This window comes from Raoultibacter massiliensis (genome assembly GCF_900199545.1).
GTDB lineage: Bacteria > Actinomycetota > Coriobacteriia > Coriobacteriales > Eggerthellaceae > Raoultibacter > Raoultibacter massiliensis.
The window spans coordinates 1,991,851-2,005,636 of record NZ_LT962671.1 but is presented as its reverse complement, the minus strand read 5'-3'; the positions used below and the strand labels follow the sequence as shown (position 1 = coordinate 2,005,636).

Below are 13,786 nucleotides of genomic sequence, written 5' to 3'. Positions count from 1 at the left end.
GTATAACAGAGAAGATTTGCTAGTATCTTATCCGTCAGACGGAGAAGATCGGAGTTTTTATGTACGAGTCCCTTGTTGCTGAGTACATAGGATTTAGCATTCCGCCCTTTGTTCCGCGTAGGAACATGGATTTCGACCTGCCGAAACCCAAGCAGCATAACCTCATTTACTCCATAGTGGGGGTGCGCAGGTGCGGCAAGACGTTCTTTTTATATCAGCTTATGGATCGGCTCATGCGCGAGGGTGTTCCGCGGGATCGAATATTTCATTTCACTTTAGACGACGAGCGGGTCATGCCGTTTTCCGAGCGGACGTTGTCGGATCTGCTCGATGCGTACTACAAGCTGGTTCCCGAAGCCGTTGAAGGCTGTTACCTGTTCCTCGACGAGATACAGGAAGCGCCCTGTTGGACTAACTTCGTGCGGCGCATATCGGAACAGCGAAAGGTTACCATCGTGCTTACGGGCTCGTCTTCGAAGCTGCTTTCGAAAGATATTCCCACGCATCTTCGCGGTCGATCCCTGTCGAAAGAAATATGGCCTTTGGGCTTTGACGAATACTGCGATTTTCGCGGCGTCGTTCATGAGGGCGTGGAGTCGTTGACTGCCGAGGCGGCGGGTCGCCTTGAGGTGGCTTTTTTCGAATACCTTCAGGTCGGCGGTTTCCCTGCCGTTCAAAACATGTTGCCGCTCGATCGGGTGCAACTTTTGCAAGGCTACGCTGCGGAGATCGTGACGAAAGACGTTCTCGAGCGCTTCGAAACCACTTCGATTCGGGTTGCGGAGCGGTTCGCCCGTAACGCCTTACGTTCGACGGGTCTGAAATTTTCGGTGAACAACCAGTTGAAAGACATTCGAGCTGCCGGTATGTCGGCCTCCAACGAGAAACTGTATGCGTTGCTGGACGATTTGGAGGACGCCCATCTGGTCTTCAGGGTTAACGACTACACTCTTTCCATCAAGGAGAATCCCAGGTCATCCTCGAAGGTGTATTCGGTCGATCCGGGTTTGGCGCTCGCCGTTGCGCCGGCGAGCCATCTGGATGTTGGGCAACGCCTGGAAACAGCGGTTTTCGTGGAGCTGAAACGTCGATTCGGAGCGGACAGGACGAACGTAATCGCGACGTATAGCGCCGTTGATTGCCCTGAAGTCGATTTCATCGTCGGCGATGTGGCGCTAGGGGACCAGCATCAGCTGCTCCAAGTGGCGGTCCGTACAGGCGCCGAAGCAGGGCTTGGGCTTTCGCCGGATCGGCTGCCAAAGAAGTACAAGAGCGAAATCGGCAATCTGGAGACAGCGATGAAACGGTCCGGGCTCGATACCGGGGCGGTGATCACCTTGAGCGAGGAGGCCGAATTCCCGGTAAGCTCAGGCACTGTGAGGCTCGTCCCAGCTTGGAAGTGGTTTCTCGGGCGGTAGGCTCCATCGCCTGTTCGGCTGCCGATGGTGGAAAAACCACGATAGTTGGCCATTGCTGCATCACAAGCAGATGACTTGCGGATACAATACAGATCGACTAATTAATGCGGAGTCCGAAGGAGCGCGTCGATGACCGAAATGCAGAAGAGTATGGCCGTTTTCTCCGGTTCGGTTAACCCCGAACTGGCCGATCAGATTGCCGATGAGCTTGGCATCACGCTCGGTCATGTGAAACTCGAACAATTCGCAAACGGGGAAATCTATGCGCGTTACCTTGAAAGCGTACGCGGCGCCGATGTGTTCATCGTGCAGTCGGTGGCGGGTTCTCAGGTCAACGATGCCCTTATGGAGCTTCTCATCATGACCGACGCGGCGAAGCGCGCATCCGCCCGCACCGTTACCGCGGTTATCTCGCATTACGGCTATTCGCGTCAGGACCGCAAGGCGGCCGCCCGCGAACCCATTACCGCCAAACTCGTCGCCAACCTTATGACGGTTGCCGGCGTTGACCGCACGATCACCATCGATTTGCACCAGGGGCAGATCCAAGGCTTCTTCGATACCCCGGTGAATCATCTGACTGCGCTGCCCATCCTCGCCGATTACTTCAAGGCCAAAAACCTCGACATGGACCGCTTGTGCATCGTGAGCCCCGATGTGGGTCGCGCGAAGGCCGCGAAGAAGCTCTCCGACATCATGGAAGCCGATCTCGCCATCATGCACAAAGGCCGCCCCGGCCACAACCAGGCCGAGATCACAGCGCTCATCGGCGATGTCCGTGACAAGATCTGCATCATCAACGACGATATGATCGATACGGGTGGAACGCTCGTGGCGGCGGTTTCGACTCTCAAGGCGCAGGGTGCCGATACGGTGTACGTGTGCGCAACGCATCCGATTTTCAGCGGCCCTGCCTACGATCGTTTGGAAAACTCGGAGATCGAAGAGGTTGTCGTGTGCAACACGATCCCCGTGCCGCTTGAGAAGCAGACCGGCAAGATCAAGGTCGTTTCGGTTGCGCCGCTGCTTGCGCGCGCCATCGCGAACGTGTATGGCAACGGATCGGTATCCGAACTGTTCGATCCTGATTTCGCGCTGTAGGCCGCTCGGGATCGCCGACTGGTAGCTCATATGGCTGATACGTATCTGATAGCGGGATTGGGCAACCCCGGAGACGAGTATGCGCATACTCGTCATAACGCCGGATTCGATACGATCGACCTGATCGCCGAAAAACTCGGGGCGCGGTATTGGAAGACGGAAGGCGGCGCGCTGACGGCGAAGGCCGTTCTTCACGATGTCGATCTGGTGCTTGCCAAACCTCAGAGTTTCATGAACACATCGGGCGGGCCGGTCAAACAGCTTATGAACGCTTACGGCGTCGATGCCGATCATCTGATCGTCATTCACGATGAGCTCGATATCGACCCGGGAACCGTGCGCGTGAAGTTCGGCGGCGGACATGCGGGTCATAACGGCTTGCGCTCCATCTGCGATAAGCTCGGCACGCGCGATTGGTTTCGCGTCCGTATCGGCATCGGCCGCCCGCCTGGACGGATGAACGTGGCCGACTACGTGCTCTCGTTGCCGCGCAAGGAGGCAAAAGACGATTTCGACGTTGCCTGCGCGCGCGGCGCCGAAGCGGTGTATTCCCTCATTGATCACGGGCTTGCGAAAACGCAGCAGGACTTCAACTGAACGCCATGGCGTCGTCGGCTCCTGAAGGCAGCGCTTCTGAGAAGTCAAAACCGCGTGACGGTTTTTCGAACCGTGCCGCGTTCATCATCGCCTGCATCGGATCGGCCGTTGGCATGGGCAACATCTGGCTGTTCCCGTACCGCGTTGCGGAATTCGGCGGAGCGGCGTTTCTGATCCCGTATTTCATCTTCGTCGCCCTCCTCGGCTTCTCGGGCGTGCTCGGTGAAATGGCGTTCGGGCGCGCTATGGAATCGGGCCCTGTCGGGGCGTTTGCGAAGGCATGCAAGATGCGCGGCGGCCGTATCGGCGAACGTATCGGGCGCGCCATAGGGTTTCTTCCCATGCTCGGTTCCCTGGCCCTTGCGATCGGGTATTCGGTTGTGGTGGGTTGGTTTCTCAAGTACCTTGCCTCGTCGGCTTCGGGCGAACTTGCGGGCGTTGTCGATACGGGTGCGTACTTCGGCGCATTGGCGGTTGATTTCGGCAGCGTCAGCTGGCATTTCATCGGCCTTGCGCTCACGTTCGCCGTTATGCTGTTCGGCGTGTCCCGAGGCATCGAGCGGCTCAACAAAGTCATGACGCCGCTGTTCTTCGTCCTCTTCGTCGTGCTGCTCGTGCGGGTGGCAACGCTTCCCGGCGCGGGAGCGGGATACGAATACCTCTTCATTCCCCGATGGGAGGCGCTTGCCGATCCGACAACGTGGATATTCGCGCTCGGCCAGGCGTTCTTCTCCCTTTCGCTTGCCGGAAGCGGAACGCTGGTGTACGGAAGCTACCTCAAGAAGGACGTCGATGTGGTTTCGTCGGCGAGAACCGTCGCCGTATTCGATACGATTGCGGCCCTGCTTGCCGCTATGGTCATCATCCCCGCTGTGTTCGCATTCGGCTTCAGCGCCGCATCGGGGCCGCCGCTCATGTTCATCACGCTGCCTGCCGTGTTCCAGCAGATGCCATTCGGCTCGTTTGTTGCGGTCGTATTCTTCTTCGCTGTGCTGTGCGCAGCCATCACGTCTCTTGTTAATCTGTTCGAGACGCCGATAGAAGCGCTCCAAAGCCAGTTCGGGCTTTCGCGCGGGGTTGCGGTCGGCATCGTTGCCGCCATTGCGGCCTTCGTGGGCGTGTTCATAGAGAGCACTTCGTCCGTTGGCGCTTGGATGGATGTCATATCCATATTCGTCATCCCCTTGGGGGCCCTGCTCGCTGCTATCATGTTTTTCTGGGTCTGTCCGAAGGGGTTTGCCCGCAGCCAGGTTGAACTGGGTCACGGCAAACCTATCGGCAGATGGTTCGAGGTTTTGACCAAGTACGTGTTCGTGGGAATCACTGCGCTGGTGTACGTGCTGGGCATTTTCTTCGGCGGCATAGGGTAGGATGTGCGCAGCCGGGCGGGCGTTTTGCGCGGCGCGCTAGGATTTTGAGGATGGGACATGCAAGGGCTATGGCTGGGAAAACGATCGTAAAGGGCGAGCGGGCGCAGGTTTATGCGCTCTTCGCCATCGTCATGCTTGCCGGTGCGTTGGGGAATCTCTCCCAAACTGCGGTGAACGCCATGATGCCCGATATCCTTGCGGAGTTTGGAATCGACGTCGGGCTCGGCCAATGGCTTACCACCAGCTACATGCTCGTGCTCGGCATAACCGTACCCGTTGCGACCTTTTTCTCGCGAAGGTTTTCGGTGCGCCGGCACGTGCTCGTCGCACTGGCCCTTTTCTGCGCGGGAGCGCTGCTCGACTCGGCGGCAACGAGCTTTTGGATGCTGCTTTCGGGTCGTGTTCTCCAGGCTGTTTCGGCGGGTTTGCTCATGCCCCTCATGCAGACGATCGCCATGACCCGATTCCCGATGGATCGCCGATCGACGGCCATGGGCATCGCGGGGATTGCGATGGGGTTCGCCCCCAACATCGGACCCACCATCGGCGGGGCGATGGTGTTCTCGTTCGGATGGCGAAGCTTCTTTTACTTGCTGCTTGCCTTGATGCTGCTGTTGGTGGTTGCGGCTGTTCTATGCATTGCGTCAGGGCGGGCTGCCGACGGCGGGGCGAAGCTCGATCTTGTTTCGCTCATGCAATCCTCGCTCGGGTTCGGCGGACTGCTGCTGGCTTTTTCCAACGCAAGCAGTTTCGGTTTGGCCAGTGCGCTCATCTGGGTGCCGCTTGCGGTAGGCGCGCTGTTCCTTGTTTTGTTCGTGCGTCGGCAAAAGCGCGTCGATGACCCGCTTATCGACATGAGCATCTTCGAATCCCGCCAGTTTACCAGCGGGTTTATGGCGCTTAACTTCCTGCATGCTTCGTTTATGGGCATTACGTTGGTGATACCTTTGTATATCGAGGGGCTGTGCGGGGGCACCTCCCTCGATGCGGGAATAGTGCTTCTCCCCGGAACGCTTGCCGCGCTGTTCCTCAATCCGATTTCCGGAGCGCTGGTTGATCGGATAGGGATCAGGCCCGTCGTCATGGTGTCGGGCGTGCTGCTTGCCATCGGTTCGATCATCATGGTGTTCGTCGACGAAAGCACGCCGCTGTACATGACCACGATTTTCCAGGCGATCCGGGCGTTCGGCGTTTCCGGGCTCATGGCGCCGCTTATCTCATGGAGTTTGGCCGACCTGCCGCGCAGCACCGTTACCGACGGAAGTTCGTTTTGCATAGCCGTGCGTCAGGCATGCGCATCGCTCGGCACGTCGACGATGGTGTTCGCTATCACGGTCGTTTCGGCAACCGCTGCGGCCCCCGCTCTCGCATACCAGATTGCGTTCGCCTTTTCGGCGGTATTTGCGGTTTTGACGTTCGCGTACATCGTCGTGCGCGTGAAATAGCCCTGCAGCGCTGGGAGCCGCGGGCGGTGCGTTCGGGCGTGCGTCGCGCCTTGTCTGCATGCCGCCTCCCGTCGAGTCGCGTCCGCCGAGCGCGCCGCTATGGTAAGCTGAGGAAAAAGAGAGCGATGGACGGGGTATGGAACAGCAGACGGCAGATAAGGTGAAAGCGCTCGGCGCAAGCATCGAACCGCAGATCGTCGATGATCGGCGCTACTTTCATCGGCATCCGGAACCGAGTGGCAGGGAATACGCAACCTCGGATGCGATTTGCGCAAGGCTCGATGCGCTCGGCGTGCCGTATCGGCGTGTGGCGGAAACGGGCGTGATCGCATCTGTCTATGGGACGGCAGACTTGCCGGCGAAGGGGGATGAGCGCTGCATAGCTCTTCGCTGCGATATCGACGCGCTTCCCGTGACCGAGCGAACGGGTGCGCCGTACGAGTCGGAGAATCCCGGCATGATGCATGCGTGCGGGCACGACTGCCATATCGCCATGATGCTCGGAGCCGTGCGGATCCTGCGCGATCTCGCCTCCGAGTTTTCGGGCGAAGCGCGCATTCTGTTCCAGCCGGCCGAGGAGATATCCATTGGATCGACTAAGATGATCGAGGCGGGTGCGCTCGACGGCGTCGACACCGTATACGGTGCGCATATCTGGAGCGAGCTCGATGCCGGTCTTTTTTCCTGCGAGGCGGGGCGCCGTATGGCGCATACCGACTGGTTTCGCATCGATATCGAAGGTGTGAGCGCACACGGTTCCATGCCGCATAAGGGCGTCGATGCCATCGTCGTGGGTGCCGAGATGATCGATGCGTTGCAGATTCTCGTAAGCCGCGACATCTCGCCGTTCGAGCCAGCAGTCGTGACGGTGGGGGAATTCCACGGAGGAGAGGCGCGCAACATCATGGCCGGCTCCGCTTACCTCACCGGTACGGTACGCACATGGAGCGACGAGCTTCGCCGCGAGCTGCCTTCGTGCATCGAGCATATTGCCGAAAAAACGGCCCATACGTTCGGCGCGGTCGCACGAGTGACCTACGAAGAGGGCAACGCCGGACTTTCAAACGATGTGAAGTGCGCCAAACGAGCCCAACTGGCCGTGGCGGAAGTGCTGGGGGCGGGAGCGCTCGGCAAGTACCGCGGCACGCTTTCGGGCGAGGATTTTTCGGAGTATTTGCGGCTTGTGCCCGGCGTGTTCGTGTTCATCGGATGCAGAAACCCCGAGGTTAAGGCCAATCATCCGCAGCACAGCTGCTTTTACGAGGTTGACGAGAGCGTGTTGGCGAAAGGCTCGATGGTTGCCGCGCAGTACGCTATCGATTTTCTGCAGGGAAGGTAAGGAGAAGGCTCTCCCGGGCTTCGCTTGGGATGCCGGCGCCGATGCGTGCAACTGCGCCGGCATCTTTTTTGCGCGAACCGCTATTCCGCTACGGGGCTGCTCGCACGCTTTTCCTCGCGCCGCATGAGCGCGCAGCAGACGATGGCCGCCACGATGAACCCGATGCCTCCGAGGATGCCGATGGGCATGGGGCCGATAAACGGGTTTCCTCCGGAAAGCGAGAAGAGGGCGGCGGCGCCGACGAATCCGTTGACGGCGCCGTGGCCGATGACAGCAGGCAGGCAGCTTTTCGCCTTAAGGGAAAGATAGCTGAACAAGGTGCCGATCACGATGCAGAAGATGCACATCGCGAAGATGCCGAGAAACGGCCAGCCCGGATATCCCACACCGTAATTATGCCCGATCACCGTGAGCGGCGCATGCCACAATCCCCAGATCACACCAGTGACGAGAACGGTCGGAACGAACGAGAGCCTCTCGTTGACCTTCGGTACGAGATACCCCCGCCATCCCCATTCTTCGCCGAAGCAGGTCAGGCAGTTGAGGACGGGGGAAAGCACGATGCCCACGCCGATCTGCACCCAAAGGATGATCTGCATGACGTCGGCGGGCAGCTCGGCGCCGCCTTGCGATGCGGTCGAGCTCTGCAGCAGGGCCATTGCGGCCGACATGGTCGGATCGAAATCACTGGGAAAGATGAGAAAGTATACGGCGGCGCCTGCGATGGTGAGGGCGGCCGGTCCGAACCAGGCGATGAGGTAGTACTTGAACGTATGCCGGAAATCGACCGGCTTGATCATCGCGTTCTTGAAGCCTTCTTTGGTGACGAGCCGCGTGATCAGCACGCCGATTGCGGGAACGAACATCATCGATCCGATGATGAGCTGCACGGCGACGGGCGGTGCAGCCAGCGCTCCTCCCATCGCCGTGCCGGTTGCCAAGGGCACGACGATGAATATCTCGAGCGCGTAGGTGATGGCGAAGGTGACGGCAAGATAGATGATGATGCGCTTCATGGTGATCCCCTGCTTTCTAAACTTGATGGAGTCGCTTGCATTACTGTTCTATCTGTTATAGCATAAATATAACAATTAAGCATTTGGCATGCAAGGCCGAATCGGAGGAATGCCCGAGAAAGCAAGCACGCCTCAGGTTTCGGCAAGCAAGCTGGAAGAAGTCGCGCGCCTCGTACCCTGGCGGCGCCAAGACGATGGAAAGAAGGAACGACAATGGAAGATCGCGTACCGGTACTCGCAGTAAGCCATTTCACCAAGACGTTCGGCGAAAAGCGAGCCGTCGACGATGTGAGCCTTACGGTCATGCCCGGTGATATATACGGGTTCGTCGGCCACAACGGCGCGGGCAAGACAACGCTCATCCGCTCGATCGTGGGCGTTGCGGGCTTCGACGGCGGCACTATCAACATCGAAGGCATGTCGGTTGTCGACCAGCCCATCGCCGTCAAGCGGATCACGGCGTACGTGCCCGACAACCCCGATGTCTACGATTTTCTCACCGGCATCCAGTACCTCGATTACATAGCGGACATCTTCGAGGTGCCTGCCGCCGTTCGTCGCGAGCGCATCGAGCGCTATGCCGACAAGCTTTCGCTCACGTCGGCGCTCGGCGATCTCATCTCGTCGTACTCTCACGGCATGAAGCAGAAGGTCGTGCTCATCGGCGCACTTCTCCACGAGCCGAAACTGCTGGTGCTCGACGAGCCTTTCGTCGGCCTCGACCCGGAGGCATCCTATACTCTGAAAGGACTCATGCGGGAGCTGACCGAACGGGGCTCGGCGATATTCTTTTCGAGCCATGTGCTCGAAGTGGTCGAAAAGCTCTGCAACAAGGTCGCCATCATCAAGGCCGGCAAGCTGATCGCCGACGGCTCGACGGAGCAGATCGTGGGCGACAAGAGCCTCGAAGACGTGTTTCTCGGATTGGGAAAGTAGGCGGTTTTCATGGGCAAGCTCAAGCTCCTGCTTAAAATCCAGATTCTCGGTACGTTCGGCCTCAACAAGGCGCTCCATACCGATCGGGCGAAGGCCAAGCGGTCGATCGCGCTTTTCGCTCTTGCGGCGATCGCCGTCGGCGTGCTGTGCGTCGGTTACAGCATGGGGGTCGCGTTCAGCCTTGCGGAGTTCGGATTGGTCGATAGCGTTCCCTTCGTGGCGGTGCTCGTCGGCTCGCTTGCGGGCGCGATGGCGGCGTTTTTGAAAACCAACGGCGTCCTTTTCGCATTCAAGGATTACGATATCGTGATGTCCCTCCCGGTAACGACGATGGAGGTTGTGCTGTCGCGCCTTGCCGCGCTCTATGCGATATCGTTGCTGTTCGGGGCCGTCGCCATGTTCCCCGCGTTCGGTGTGTACGCATCGTATGCGGGGGCGACGGCGGGATCGGTTGCCATGATGGCGCTCTCGGTGTTTTTGGCTCCGCTTCTGCCCATGGCGATCGCCGTTTTGCTTGCGGTGGGCATTTCGGCTTTGGCTGCCCGCATGCGCCATGCCAACATCGTGACGGTGGTTCTGTCCATCGCCGCCGTTTTGGTCATCGTTGTCGTTCCCTATGCGATGATGGGTCAGGCGGGCGGCGACGATGCCGCATTCGCTTCGCTAGTGGCGCAGCAGCTTTCGATCATGGTGAGCGTGCTGCCTCCGATCGCATGGGCGAGCGAGGGCATCGCGGGTGCCAACGTCGGTCTGTTCGCCGCATTCGCTGTGGTTTCGGTCGTGTCCGCCGTAGCCGCCATAGCGCTGATCTCGAATCGGTTCGCGGCTATCAACACGCTGCTGATGGCAAGTCGCCCGCAGGGCACGTTCTCGTTCGACGAAGGGAAGCAGGCGAAGGCAGGTGCGCGCAACAAGCTTCGCACGCCGCTTGCAGCGCTGTTGTCGAAGGAGGCGGCGCGTCTCGTTTCAACGCCGATCTACCTTATGAACTCTTGCATCGGCTATGTGCTCGTGCTGGTTGCCGCCGCAGCTGCCGCGGTTGCCTCTGCTCTCGGCATGCTTCCCGCCGAATTGTTCGAAGGAGAGATTGGCCCGCTCATCGGCAGTTTTCTTCCTTGGGCGATGGCGTTTTTCGTCGGCATTTCCTCTACGACGGCGGCATCGGTTTCCCTTGAGGGCAAAAGCAGATGGCTTATGTACACGGCTCCCGTTTCATCGCGGACGATTCTTGCTGCAAAGGCGCTCTTGAACCTGGCTATCGCAATTCCCACCATTGTGGTCAGCGGCCTTCTGCTTTCGTTCGCCTTCGGCGTCGATCCCGTATCGGCCGCGCTCGTCGTCGTGGTTCCCGTCGCCGTTTCGGTGTTCGTTTCGGTGTTCGGTCTTGCCGTCGATTCGCGCAGGCCGCGCTACGATTGGAAGAGCGAATACGAACCGGTGAAGCGCTCGATCGCCGTTATGGTCACCATGCTTTCGGGTTTCGTTATTGTGGCGGTCGGCATGCTGGTGACGGCTTTGACTGGCTCGATCGGTGCTATGATTCTCCCGATCGTTTTGATCGTTGTTTCGTGGTTGCTGTTCAAGAGCATCGCATCGGCGCCGTTGCAGGAATAGGGGTGAGCGCATGATCGTCAGAATCGACCAGAAGTCGAACGAGCCGCTGTATCTGCAGCTGCGTTCCCAGATCATCGCATCGATTGCCTTGGGCGATCTCGAACCGGGCGATGCGCTGCCCTCCGTGCGCTCGCTTGCAAGCGATCTCGGCATCAACTTGCATACGGTCAACAAGGCGTATGCGGTGCTTCGCGACGAGGGCTATGTGGTGATGCGCGGCCGCTCGGGCGCCTACGTAGCTGATCCGGCGGATCATGCGCCCGCCCAAACCGAGGCGGGGCTTGTCCGCATGGACGAGGCCCTGTTCGCGCTCGCCCTGGAATACCGTGCGCACGGTGGCTCGGAGGAAGAGTTCGTTGCGAGGGCTGCTGCGCAGGCCGAGCGCGCGTATAGGGAGGAGTGCTGAATGGATGTCGTAATGGACGCTACCGTGATGATGGGCCTGACTATCGCTCTTGTGCCGGTCGTCGGCGTACTCATGGCGCTCACGCCCTATCTCATGAAGAAAAGCGAGTGCTTCACCATCACGATTCCCGAATCAGCGGCGAGCGACCCGTATCTCAAGGGTCTCAAAAGGCGCTATCTTGCGCTCATGCTCGCATTGACCGCTGCACTTACGGCGGCAGGGGTGGCGCTTGTCGTTCTCGACAACCCTTCGGGTGTTTTGGCGGTCGTCATTGCGGGCACGCTGCTTACGTGTGTCATCGGATATGCGCTCATGCTGTATTTTCGCAAGAAGGTTTCGACGTACAAAAAGCAGCGGGGATGGCGGGCCGAGGCGCAGGAGGCGGTTGCCGTAGTGGGGGAGCGCGACGTCCCTCGCGCCATCTCGCTCAAGTGGAACCTCCTGTACGTGCCCGTACTGCTCGTAACGCTCGGCGTGGGCATCGCCGGATACTCGAACATGCCCGACATGATCCCTATGCAGGTTGGGTTTGATGGGGAAGTGAGCAGGTGGGCCGATAAGTCGCTGTCCATCGTATTCATGCCGGTGCTCATCCAGCTGTTCATGATCGCATGCTTTTTGTTCTCGCATTGGAACATTCTGCGCTCCAAACGTTTGTCCGAGCCGGGAGCCCCTGCGACCTCGGCGCTTGCCTACGGCATGTTCGCTCGCGCGCAGAGCATCTACTTGCTGGCGATGGGGCTGGTGATCTGCATTGCGCTCATCCTCATGCCGCTTTCGTTCGCAGGGCTCGTTACGCTTATGCAGAGTGCGGTCGTCATCATGGTCGTATGCATCTTCATCGTCGTGGGCGGCATTGCCATCTCCGTCGTGTACGGGCAAGGCGGCGCTCGCTTGTTCGCCCGCATGGGCGAAAGCGAGGAGATTCTTGCCGACGATGACGAGCACTGGAAGTTCGGCGTGTTCTACGTCAATCGCGACGATCCGAGCCTGTTTTTGCCTGCGCGCTTCGGGGTGGGTTGGACCTTCAACTACGCGCGCCCCGCTATCTGGGCCATTATGGCTGCAGGGCTGGCGATCACCATCGCGTTTGTGGTTGCTGTCATGTCGTTCGGGTAGGGCGCCGCGATCCCTTCTCCGCACTGTCTTGCCGTGCGGTGGCGTTTCTGCTAGTATCGTATTACGTGTAATACGATAAGGGGGCATCCATGGAGTCCGTTTTAACCGTTCGCTTGGACGACCGAATGAAAGAGCAGGGTATCGCCGTTATGAAGCGGTGCGGGTACACGCCCTCGGAGGCGGTTCGCCGGCTGTTCGACTATGCGGTTAAGAACGACGACCTTCCGTTCGACGAGCGGGAGAAGCCGAGCAAAGAGGAGATCGGAAGGCTCATCGCGGCGTTCGACGAGTGCCACACCAAGCGTCCGATCAACATGACCGACGACGAGATCCGGGAGGCAAGGTTGGGGGAGCGCTATGGATCTGGTGCTCGATAACAACATCGTGCTCGATCATATCGGGCGACGTGAGCCCTTCTACGCACTGTCGCGCAAAGTATGCCTGCTCGGTATCGTCGAGGCTGCGAACACCTACATCAGCGTGAACGTGCTCACAGACATCTACTATCTGCTGCGCAAAGATTACGGCAGCCAAGGCGCGCAGGACATGATCGAGCGTAGCCTGTCGTTTCTGCGCCTCATCGGCATCACGTCCGAAGATGCTGAAAAAGCGCTCGCGTCCCGATGGGACGATTTCGAGGACTGCCTTGTTGCGCGCTGCGCCGAAAAGATCGGTGCGGATTACGTCGTCACGAGAAACGTGAGGGATTTTGCCGATTCGGCGGTTGAAGCCGTGACCCCCGAAGAGCTGTTCGGCCGGCTCGAGAAGCAAGGCCTCGTGTTCGAAGAGATCGAATGGTGATTCACCTAGGCGAGGTATCTGCTGCTTTGATCTTCGATATGCGATGCGATCTTACGCATTTGCGCTAGAATGGTTGGGCGCGACGTTTAGCGGCTTGCTGCCGAAAGGGGATTGCGCAGCACTCGAAAAGGAATGTCATGAAGCTTTGCATCGGCAACGCTCTGTGCGAATGGAAGATGATGAGACATCGCGCAGGGCTTTCCCGGTAGGATCGATCCTACCGGTTTTCTCATCGGAGCCGGTTTGCGCCGCGAACGCGCTACGTCTTCGCATATGCGATGGCGTTGCGTTCGAGCGGTGCGGCATCTCCGATGGTCGAACCTCGAAGCCGCAGGCGAGTCTCGTCTGCGGCTTTTGCTTTTCGAGGAGAGACATGAAAACAAAGGAACAGGACTTCACCCGCGGCTCCGTGATCAAGCAGCTCGCTGCCTTCACATTGCCGCTGTTCGCTGCCAATATTCTGCAATACTGCTATCAGGCTGCCGACATGATCATAGTCGGGCAGGTTATGGGGAATACGGGGCTTGTCGCCATCGGCACGGCTTCCATGATCTCGTTTTGCATCAACGCGTTTGCCATAGGCGTCACCGCCGGGGGGACCGTTGCGATTGCGAAGCGCCGGGG

Annotated in this window: 14 protein-coding genes; 13 read left to right on the top strand and 1 reads right to left on the bottom strand. The window is 59.1% G+C overall.

The genetic code is table 11. The features are described from left to right. Positions 1 to 59: 59 nt before the first annotated feature. The 6 genes from C1719_RS12865 to C1719_RS12840 all read left to right on the top strand — a co-directional run bounded on the left by C1719_RS12865 (position 60) and on the right by C1719_RS12840 (position 7,270). Positions 60 to 1,418, top strand: coding sequence for an AAA family ATPase (locus tag C1719_RS12865; protein WP_102375474.1), 1,359 nt, complete (start codon positions 60 to 62; stop codon positions 1,416 to 1,418). A gap of 129 nt (positions 1,419 to 1,547) precedes the next feature. After that, the gene (locus tag C1719_RS12860) at positions 1,548 to 2,519 is read left to right on the top strand and encodes a ribose-phosphate diphosphokinase (RefSeq protein ID WP_102375473.1); all 972 of its coding nucleotides are present in this window, start codon (positions 1,548 to 1,550) and stop codon (positions 2,517 to 2,519) included. A gap of 30 nt (positions 2,520 to 2,549) precedes the next feature. Further along, a complete protein-coding gene (pth, locus tag C1719_RS12855) occupies positions 2,550 to 3,116 on the top strand; it encodes an aminoacyl-tRNA hydrolase (RefSeq protein WP_102375472.1) in 567 nt (188 codons plus the stop codon). Positions 3,117 to 3,121: 5 nt separating this feature from the next. Continuing rightward, positions 3,122 to 4,486 carry a sodium-dependent transporter gene (locus tag C1719_RS12850; protein ID WP_102375471.1) on the top strand — a complete coding sequence of 455 codons (1,365 nt, stop codon included), beginning with the start codon at positions 3,122 to 3,124 and terminating at the stop codon, positions 4,484 to 4,486. Positions 4,487 to 4,554: 68 nt separating this feature from the next. Further along, entirely contained in the window at positions 4,555 to 5,931 is a 1,377-nt protein-coding gene (locus C1719_RS12845; RefSeq protein ID WP_102375470.1) for a DHA2 family efflux MFS transporter permease subunit, read from the top strand. Between the two features lie 136 nt (positions 5,932 to 6,067). Further along, entirely contained in the window at positions 6,068 to 7,270 is a 1,203-nt protein-coding gene (locus tag C1719_RS12840) for an amidohydrolase (RefSeq protein ID WP_102375469.1), read from the top strand. Between the two features lie 80 nt (positions 7,271 to 7,350). Here C1719_RS12840 and C1719_RS12835 read toward each other — a convergent pair whose 3' ends face one another. After that, positions 7,351 to 8,286 carry a CPBP family intramembrane glutamic endopeptidase gene (locus C1719_RS12835; protein WP_102375468.1) on the bottom strand — a complete coding sequence of 312 codons (936 nt, stop codon included), beginning with the start codon at positions 8,284 to 8,286 and terminating at the stop codon, positions 7,351 to 7,353. Positions 8,287 to 8,499: 213 nt separating this feature from the next. On the opposite strand from C1719_RS12835, the gene C1719_RS12830 reads away from it, so the two are divergent. From C1719_RS12830 to C1719_RS16105, 7 genes are all read left to right on the top strand, one after another. Continuing rightward, positions 8,500 to 9,222 (top strand): ABC transporter ATP-binding protein, encoded by a 723-nt coding sequence (locus C1719_RS12830; RefSeq protein ID WP_102375467.1) that lies wholly within the window; start codon positions 8,500 to 8,502, stop codon positions 9,220 to 9,222. 9 nt (positions 9,223 to 9,231) lie between these two features. Then, positions 9,232 to 10,836, top strand: a complete 1,605-nt coding sequence (locus C1719_RS12825) for a hypothetical protein (protein WP_102375466.1) — start codon at positions 9,232 to 9,234, stop codon at positions 10,834 to 10,836. A 10-nt stretch (positions 10,837 to 10,846) separates the two neighbouring features. After that, positions 10,847 to 11,242: a GntR family transcriptional regulator gene (locus C1719_RS12820; RefSeq protein WP_102375465.1), complete on the top strand. Its 396-nt coding sequence runs from the start codon at positions 10,847 to 10,849 to the stop codon at positions 11,240 to 11,242. After that, a complete protein-coding gene (locus tag C1719_RS12815; protein ID WP_102375464.1) occupies positions 11,243 to 12,361 on the top strand; it encodes a DUF1648 domain-containing protein in 1,119 nt (372 codons plus the stop codon). 89 nt (positions 12,362 to 12,450) lie between these two features. After that, positions 12,451 to 12,738, top strand: a complete 288-nt coding sequence (locus C1719_RS12810; RefSeq protein ID WP_102375463.1) for a type II toxin-antitoxin system RelB/DinJ family antitoxin — start codon at positions 12,451 to 12,453, stop codon at positions 12,736 to 12,738. Then, complete coding sequence (locus tag C1719_RS12805; protein ID WP_102375462.1) at positions 12,719 to 13,162, top strand: type II toxin-antitoxin system VapC family toxin; 444 nt, start codon at positions 12,719 to 12,721, stop codon at positions 13,160 to 13,162. The genes C1719_RS12810 and C1719_RS12805 overlap by 20 nt, the downstream gene beginning before the upstream one ends. A 373-nt stretch (positions 13,163 to 13,535) precedes the next feature. Continuing rightward, on the top strand, positions 13,536 to 13,786 hold a 251-nt coding region (locus C1719_RS16105), incomplete at its 3' end, for an MATE family efflux transporter (RefSeq protein ID WP_245874519.1).

Coding starts and splice junctions, on each gene's coding strand:
- C1719_RS12810 (WP_102375463.1), top strand. CDS start 12,451: ATGGAGTCCGTTTTAACCGTTCGCTTGGACGACCGAATGAAAGAGCAG.
- C1719_RS12860 (WP_102375473.1), top strand. CDS start 1,548: ATGACCGAAATGCAGAAGAGTATGGCCGTTTTCTCCGGTTCGGTTAAC.
- C1719_RS12835 (WP_102375468.1), bottom strand. CDS start 8,286: ATGAAGCGCATCATCATCTATCTTGCCGTCACCTTCGCCATCACCTAC.
- C1719_RS12830 (WP_102375467.1), top strand. CDS start 8,500: ATGGAAGATCGCGTACCGGTACTCGCAGTAAGCCATTTCACCAAGACG.
- C1719_RS12805 (WP_102375462.1), top strand. CDS start 12,719: ATGGATCTGGTGCTCGATAACAACATCGTGCTCGATCATATCGGGCGA.
- C1719_RS12820 (WP_102375465.1), top strand. CDS start 10,847: ATGATCGTCAGAATCGACCAGAAGTCGAACGAGCCGCTGTATCTGCAG.
- C1719_RS12825 (WP_102375466.1), top strand. CDS start 9,232: ATGGGCAAGCTCAAGCTCCTGCTTAAAATCCAGATTCTCGGTACGTTC.
- pth (WP_102375472.1), top strand. CDS start 2,550: ATGGCTGATACGTATCTGATAGCGGGATTGGGCAACCCCGGAGACGAG.
- C1719_RS12845 (WP_102375470.1), top strand. CDS start 4,555: ATGGCTGGGAAAACGATCGTAAAGGGCGAGCGGGCGCAGGTTTATGCG.
- C1719_RS12850 (WP_102375471.1), top strand. CDS start 3,122: ATGGCGTCGTCGGCTCCTGAAGGCAGCGCTTCTGAGAAGTCAAAACCG.
- C1719_RS12815 (WP_102375464.1), top strand. CDS start 11,243: ATGGATGTCGTAATGGACGCTACCGTGATGATGGGCCTGACTATCGCT.
- C1719_RS12865 (WP_102375474.1), top strand. CDS start 60: ATGTACGAGTCCCTTGTTGCTGAGTACATAGGATTTAGCATTCCGCCC.
- C1719_RS12840 (WP_102375469.1), top strand. CDS start 6,068: ATGGAACAGCAGACGGCAGATAAGGTGAAAGCGCTCGGCGCAAGCATC.